The organism is Rhizobacter sp. OV335 (assembly GCF_900142965.1).
In the GTDB taxonomy this organism is placed as follows: Bacteria; Pseudomonadota; Gammaproteobacteria; order Burkholderiales; family Burkholderiaceae_C; genus Rhizobacter.
In genome coordinates this window covers 1-6,672 of record NZ_FRCQ01000062.1, presented here as the reverse complement: position 1 = coordinate 6,672, position 6,672 = coordinate 1, and the positions used below count along the sequence as shown (strand labels likewise).

Below are 6,672 nucleotides of genomic sequence, written 5' to 3'. Positions count from 1 at the left end.
TTCATCGGCGACTGGGCGATGCACAACGTGGTGTGGGACTACAAGGCCACGCCCGACACCTTCCGCAACACCTACGGCAACATCACGCTGACCGACAGGGCGGAGCGCCTGCACCGGCTGATGCCGCTGGAGGCGCTGGACAGCAACTGGGCGACCAACCGCCGCTTCGCGTCGCCGTTCTACGGCGCACCGCAGCGCTTCGGCTACAACGTCGTGCGGCTGTACCCGACCAACGGGTCGACGACCGTGACGGTCAAGTTCCGCGGCGTCAACCAGAGCGGCTCGGATGCCGACTTCCGCTGGGGCCTGGTGGCGACGAACACGCAGTTCACGTCGGCGCGCTACAGCGGGTTGCAGAAGGGGCTGGACGCGGACCTGACGTTCAAGGTGAATGCGGGCGAGCCGCTGTTCCTGGTGGTGAGCGCGACGCCGTCGGTGTTCAAGACGGTGGTGTGGGACCAGGCGTACGAGACGGTCTGGCGCTACCCGTACATGATCGAGCTGGCGAACGCGTGGCCGCAGGGCTTCCAGAACGGGCAGCGCGATGCGTGTCCATCGGGCACGGCCCGCCATTCGAATGGTGGCGGCTGCGCGCCCACCAGCACACCGACCACGGTGTACGTCGGCCCGTACGCGACCATCCTGCCGGGCGGCAGCGCCAGCGGCAGCGCGCGCATTGAAGACCAGGCCGTCGTCAGCAAGGGCACGGTCACCGGCGGCATCGTCGGCGGGCTCAGCGTGCTCGGCTCGGGCAACACGGCCTTCACGGTCTCGGGCACGGCCGAGGTGCGCACCACGTTCTACCCGCTGGGCTTCTTCGAGAGCGGGCAGGGCGCGTCGGGCACGCTGAACCTGCATGGCGATGTCGAGTACCGTGGCGCGGGGCTCAACCTCAGCGCCGGCAACCGCTCCGGGTTCGTCGACGCGACGTCCACCATCGGCTCGGCCACCGACATCAACACGAAGACGACGCTGACCTGGCGGCCTTGATGCGGCGCTGATCCGGGGCGGTCCGGCGCAGCGTGTTCGCCGACAATCCGAGGTTCCGATCTGAACGGACCTTGACGACCGCCCATGAGTTCCTTGCTGTTTCCCTGGATGCGTGCGTGGCTTCCTGCGCGCGCCGCGGTGAGCGGTCGCGAGCGGCTCCGCGCCGTGGTCGGTGCGCTGCTGGGCATCGCGGCCACCGGGCTGCTCAGTGCCTTCGTGCTGCAGGGCTCGCCCGGTGCCATCGCGTTGATCGCACCGATGGGCGCATCGGCGGTGTTGCTGTTCGCGGTGCCTGCCAGCCCCTTGGCCCAGCCGTGGTCCATCCTGGGCGGCAACATCGTGTCGGCGGTGATCGGCGTCGGGTGCGCGCGGCTGGTCGAGACCCCGTCGCTGGCGGCGGCATTGGCCATCTGCCTGGCGATCGCCGCGATGTTCGCACTGCGCTGCCTGCACCCACCGAGCGGCGCGGTCGCGCTGACGGCGGTGCTCGGCGGGCCGGCCGTGCACGCCGCGGGCTACGGCTTCGTGCTGACACCGGTCGCGCTCAATTCGTTGCTGCTGCTCGGCGTCGCGCTGCTCTTCAACAACGCGACAGGCCGCCGCTATCCGCATGCGCAGCAGGCCGACGCGTCGCACGTGCACCGCACGACCGACGGGCCGCCCACCGAGCGGCTCGGCTTCACACCGGCCGACCTGCAGGCGGCACTGAAGGACTACGACCAGGTGCTCGACATCGGCATCGACGACCTCGAATCGCTGTTCCACCAGACCGAGATGCAGGCGTTCCGCCGGCGCTTCGGCGAAGCGCGCTGCGAGGACGTGATGTCGAAGGACGTGCTGACCGTCGAGTTCGCGACCGAGCTCGACGTGGCCTGGAACCTGATGCACCAGCACGCGGTGCAGGCGCTGCCGGTGGTCAACCGGGCGCGGCAGGTGATCGGCATCGTCACGCGATCGGATTTCCTGGCGCAGGTCGAGCTGCATGACCGCCGCGACATCGGGCGGCGGCTGCGCGCCTTCCTGGCGCGCAACACGAACTCGCATTCGGACCGGCATGAAGTGGTCGGGCAGATCATGACCGCGCCGGTGAAGACCGCCTTCGCGTCGACCCCCGCCGTCGAGCTGGTGCCGTTGATGGCCGACGTCGGGCTGCACCACATCCCGGTGGTCGACGCGCAGCGCAAGCTGGTCGGCATGGTCACGCAGACCGACCTGGTCGGCGCGCTCTACGAGATCTGCCTGTCGCACCTGGCCACGCCGCGCGACGGCGCGATGTGACCGTTGCTCACGTTTGTTGTCCCCTTGCGCATATACACGCGAGGGGGCGTGATGTGTACTGGGTTCCTGCTGTGGAGCGTGCGTTCCGGACGCACTGATCAACAAGGAACCAACGATGAACAAGATGATGCTCGGCCTGGCTTGCTCCAGTGCCGTCCTGCTCGCCGCCTGCGGCGGCAACGACGCCGACAACTCGGCCGCCGATGACCTGGCCGATGCCCAGGGCCAGCGCACGATCGAGGCGGCTGCGGCGGCAGGCCCGAAGAAGCTGACGACCACGGTCGGCACGCTGGTGGCCGACAAGCTCGGTGCCTGCACCGAGACGGTGACCTCGAGCTGGGACATCCGGCTGGCCGCCTGCAATGCCGGCGCGGCGCAGAAGTTCCAGTTCATGCCGGTGTCGTCCGACAGCGCGAGCAACCTGGTGCTGATCAAGAACCCGGCCTCGGGGCTGTGCGTGACCGCGCGCGGCAGCAAGTCGGGCGCGTTCGTCGACCTCGACAACTGCAATGGCCGCAAGGCGCAGCAGTTCCGCCTGGCCGCGCTGGGCACGACCCTCGCGCAAGTGGCCAGCTATGACGGCAAGCTTTGCCTGACCGCACCGACCCGCGTGGCCGTCACCGAGTTCTCGCTGGCGACCTGCGCGACCGGCAACGCGCAACAGGCGTTCCGCTTGGCGCTGGACAACACGCCGGCGCCTGCACCTGCACCTGCACCTGCTCCCGCTCCCGCTCCCGCTCCCGCTCCCGCGCCGGCACCTGCCCCCGCACCGGCACCTGCCCCGGCACCGGCACCGGCACCGGCACCGGCACCGGCTCCCGCACCCGCACCCGCACCCGCACCCGCACCGAGCCCCGGCACGTGGTGGAAGCCGGCTGCGTCGTCGACGTGGCAATGGCAGCTCACCGGCACCTTGAACACCTCGTACAACGCCACCGTCTACGACATCGACCTGGTCGATGCCAGCGCCGTGACGATCGCGCAGCTGAAGTCCGCGGGCCGCAAGGTGGTCTGCTACTTCTCGGCCGGCAGCTCCGAAGACTGGCGCCCCGACTACTCGAAGTTCGCCACCGCCGACAAGGGCAAGGCGCTCGACGGCTGGGCCGGCGAGAAGTGGCTGGACATCCGCTCCGCCAACGTGCGCACGGTGATGGCGGCCCGCCTCGACCTCGCGCAATCGAAGGGTTGCGATGGCGTCGAGCCGGACAACGTCGACGGCTACACCAACTCGACCGGCTTCCCGCTGACCGAGCAGGACCAGCTCGACTACAACCGCTACCTCGCCACCGCGGCCCACCTGCGCGGCCTGGCGATCGCGCTGAAGAATGACGTCGACCAGCTCGCGGCGCTCGAGCCGTCGTTCGACTTCGCGGTCAACGAGCAGTGCAACGAGTATTCGGAATGCGGCGGCTACTCGGCCTTCACGGCCAAGGGCAAGCCGGTGTTCAACGCCGAGTACAAGAGCAACTACGTGAACAACACCAGCGGTGCGCGCGACAAGCTGTGCGCCGCGTCGAAGGCCGCCGGCATCCGCACCCTGGTGCTGCCGCTCGCACTCGACGGGTCGTTCCGCTACAGCTGCGACTGAAGCAATTCGGCCTCGCTCCCTGGCGGGGGCGAGGCCGAATGATCAAGCTGACGATCGGGAGATCAGTCGAAGCTCGGCGTCTCGACGCCGAGCACCTTGTGCAGCTTCGGGCTGGTGGTCGTGTACTGCAGGTGGATGCGCTTGTCCGGGAAGATGTACGGCGCCGCCGCGAAGGCTGCCAGCGCGGCCTCGTGGAAGCCCGACAGGATCAGCTTCTTCTTGCCCGGGTAGGTGTTGACGTCGCCCACCGCGAAGATGCCCGGCGTGCTGGTCTCGAACTTCTCGGTGTCGACGACGATCTGCTTGCGCTCCAGGCTCAGGCCCCATTCGGCGATCGGGCCGAGCTTGGGGCTCAGACCGAAGAACACCAGCAGCACGTCGAGCGGCACCACGCGCGTGACGCCATCGCCACCAGTCACCTTGATGCCCGACAGCTTGCCGTCGCGCTCGTCGTAGCCGGTCACCTGGCCGACGATGAACTGCATCTCGTAGGCGTCGCACAGCTCCTTCATCTTGGCCACGCTCGCGGGCGCCGCCTTGAAGCCGTCGCGGCGGTGCAGCAGGATCACGCTCTCGGCCTTGTTCGGGCCGTCCTGCACGAAGTTCAGCGTCCAGTCGAGCGCCGAATCGCCGCCACCGACGATCACCAGGTTCTTGCCGGCGAACTGCGCCGGGTTCTTCACGCGGTAGAACAGCTGCGATTCGTCGAACTTGTCGAGCCCGTCGACCCTCAGCAGGCGCGGCTGGAACGAACCGACGCCGCCGGCGACGAAGATCGTCTTGGTCAGGAAGCGCGTGCCCTTGCTCGTCTCGACGAAGAAGCGGCCGTCGTCCTGCTTCTGCACCACGGTCACTTCCTGGCCGAGGTGGAAGGTGGCGCCGAACGGCTCGATCTGCTTCAGCAGGTTGTCGGTCAGCTCCTTGCCGGTGCACACCGGCACGGCCGGGATGTCGTAGATCGGCTTGTCGGGGTACAGCTCGATGCACTGGCCGCCGGGGTAGGCGAGCGAGTCGATGATGTGGGCCTTGATCTCGAGCAGGCCGAGTTCGAAGACCTGGAACAGGCCGACGGGGCCGGCACCGACGATGACCGCATCGGTCTCGATGGGGCCGTCGTGCGAGCCGGCAGTCTTTGAAATCTCCACGTTGGCGTTCGGTTCCATGTCAGGTTCTGGTAATGCTGGGGCAGGGGCGGGCTGAGGCCGGGACGGGAATCACTTGATCAGTTCGGACAGCTTGCCCGTCTTGTCTTTCCACTCGTCCGCATCGGGCAGCGCGGCCTTGCGCTTGGTGATGCTGGGCCAGTTCTTCGCGAGATCTGCGTTGATCTTGATCATGTGGACCTGGTCGCCGGGGACGTCTTCCTCGGGCAGGATCGCGTTGACCGGGCATTCGGGGATGCACACCGCGCAGTCGATGCACTCGTCCGGATCGATCGTCAGGAAGTTGGGGCCTTCGCGGAAGCAATCGACCGGACACACGTCGACGCAGTCGGTGTACTTGCAACGGATGCATGCTTCGGTGACGACGTGGGTCATGGTGCTGGCTCGAAATAAGAAGAAAAGCTGCCTTGCCGGATGGCAAAACGGGCGATTTTAAGGGCTTGGGGTTTTCACCGGAAGCGAGATGGCTTGCGCAGGGGCTTTTGCCTGATTTGCAGCAACTGGTTTTGCAACGGAAACCGGCCGGGCCCCTTCACCCACGGTGACGACGGTCGGGCGCCCGGCGTGCAGCAGGCTGGCGCGCGACAAGGTGTCCAGCGTGTGGTCGCTGTGCAACTGGTCGGGCCAGCCGGCGCGCGACACCACGCTGACCGGGGTGTCGGCCGGCCAGCCGCTGTCGAGCAGGCCGCGCGCCAGCGCCGCCAGCTGCTTGCCGGCCATGTAGAACACCTCGGTGTCGGCGCTGCGGGCGGCGCGCAGCTCGCGCGTCTGCGTCATCGCGGTCGTCAGGCTGACGCTGCGGCCAGCGCCGCGGCGGGTCAGCGGGCGCTGCGTGGCGGCGGCGGCGGCGATGGCGGCCGTGACGCCGGGCACCACCTCGCACGCGATGCCGGCCTCGGCCAGCGCGATCAGCTCTTCCTCGAGCCGGCCGAACACGCTCGGGTCGCCGCCCTTCAGGCGCACGACGGTCGCGACCTCATGCGCATGCTTCACCAGCAGCGCGTTGATGGTCTGCTGCCCGGTGCTGTCGCAGAAGCCACGCTTGCCGACGTTGATCCAGCGCGCATTCGGCGCATGGGCGCGCAGCGCCGGGTCGGTCAGTGCATCGAACAGCACCACATCGGCCTGCGCCAGCCGCTGCGCGCCGCGCACCGTGATCAGGTCGGCCGAGCCGGGGCCCGCACCGATGAAGATGACGCGACCCAGGGCCACTTACGCGGCTCCCTTGACCAGGAGCGCTCCGCTGGTGCGGTTCGTGGCCGGATCCACGATGATCAGCGAGCCGCCGACGCGGTTCGACTGGTACGACTCCACCGGCAGCGCCTGCTGCGTCTCGACGATCACATGGCCGATCTCGTTGACGGCGAGCTGGTTCGCGTCGATCGCCTCCAGCGTGTGGATGTCGAGCCGGCTCTCGATCGCGGTGATGCGCGCCTGCACCCAGCGGTTGCCGTGGCGCACCCAGTACTTGCGGCCGACGACGGCGGGTTCGGTGTCGAGCCACGCGAGCGTCGCGCTGAAGCGCTGCGTCTCGTGGATGGTCGACGGCGTCGAGATCCAGTCGCCGCGCGAGACGTCGAGCTGCCGGTCGAGCACGACGCCCGCCGACTGGCCGGCCTCGACCACGTCGACCACCTCGCCCGCCAGGCGCAC

6 protein-coding genes and 1 pseudogene are annotated in these 6,672 nt (G+C 68.4%); 3 read left to right on the top strand and 4 right to left on the bottom strand.

Features of this window, described 5'->3' with window-relative positions; genetic code table 11:
- The 3 genes from BUE42_RS31265 to BUE42_RS32865 all read left to right on the top strand — a co-directional run.
- A partial coding sequence (locus BUE42_RS31265) for a DUF6055 domain-containing protein (protein ID WP_200799072.1) occupies positions 1-990 on the top strand: 990 nt, incomplete at its 5' end.
- Positions 991-1,074: 84 nt separating this feature from the next.
- A complete protein-coding gene (locus tag BUE42_RS31260; RefSeq protein WP_073469403.1) occupies positions 1,075-2,268 on the top strand; it encodes an HPP family protein in 1,194 nt (397 codons plus the stop codon).
- Positions 2,269-2,383: 115 nt separating this feature from the next.
- Positions 2,384-3,856 carry an endo alpha-1,4 polygalactosaminidase gene (locus tag BUE42_RS32865; protein ID WP_143171880.1) on the top strand — a complete coding sequence of 491 codons (1,473 nt, stop codon included), beginning with the start codon at positions 2,384-2,386 and terminating at the stop codon, positions 3,854-3,856.
- 62 nt (positions 3,857-3,918) lie between these two features.
- Here BUE42_RS32865 and BUE42_RS31245 read toward each other — a convergent pair whose 3' ends face one another.
- The 4 genes and pseudogenes from BUE42_RS31245 to BUE42_RS31230 form a co-directional block, all read right to left on the bottom strand.
- Positions 3,919-5,019, bottom strand: a complete 1,101-nt coding sequence (locus BUE42_RS31245) for an NAD(P)/FAD-dependent oxidoreductase (RefSeq protein WP_073469401.1) — start codon at positions 5,017-5,019, stop codon at positions 3,919-3,921.
- Between the two features lie 51 nt (positions 5,020-5,070).
- Positions 5,071-5,394, bottom strand: a complete 324-nt coding sequence (fdxA, locus tag BUE42_RS31240) for a ferredoxin FdxA (protein ID WP_073469399.1) — start codon at positions 5,392-5,394, stop codon at positions 5,071-5,073.
- 57 nt (positions 5,395-5,451) lie between these two features.
- Positions 5,452-6,225, bottom strand: coding sequence for a uroporphyrinogen-III C-methyltransferase (gene cobA, locus BUE42_RS31235; RefSeq protein ID WP_073469406.1), 774 nt, complete (start codon positions 6,223-6,225; stop codon positions 5,452-5,454).
- A 6-nt stretch (positions 6,226-6,231) separates the two neighbouring features.
- Positions 6,232-6,672, bottom strand: a pseudogene (locus BUE42_RS31230) (sulfate adenylyltransferase); the annotation flags it as partial.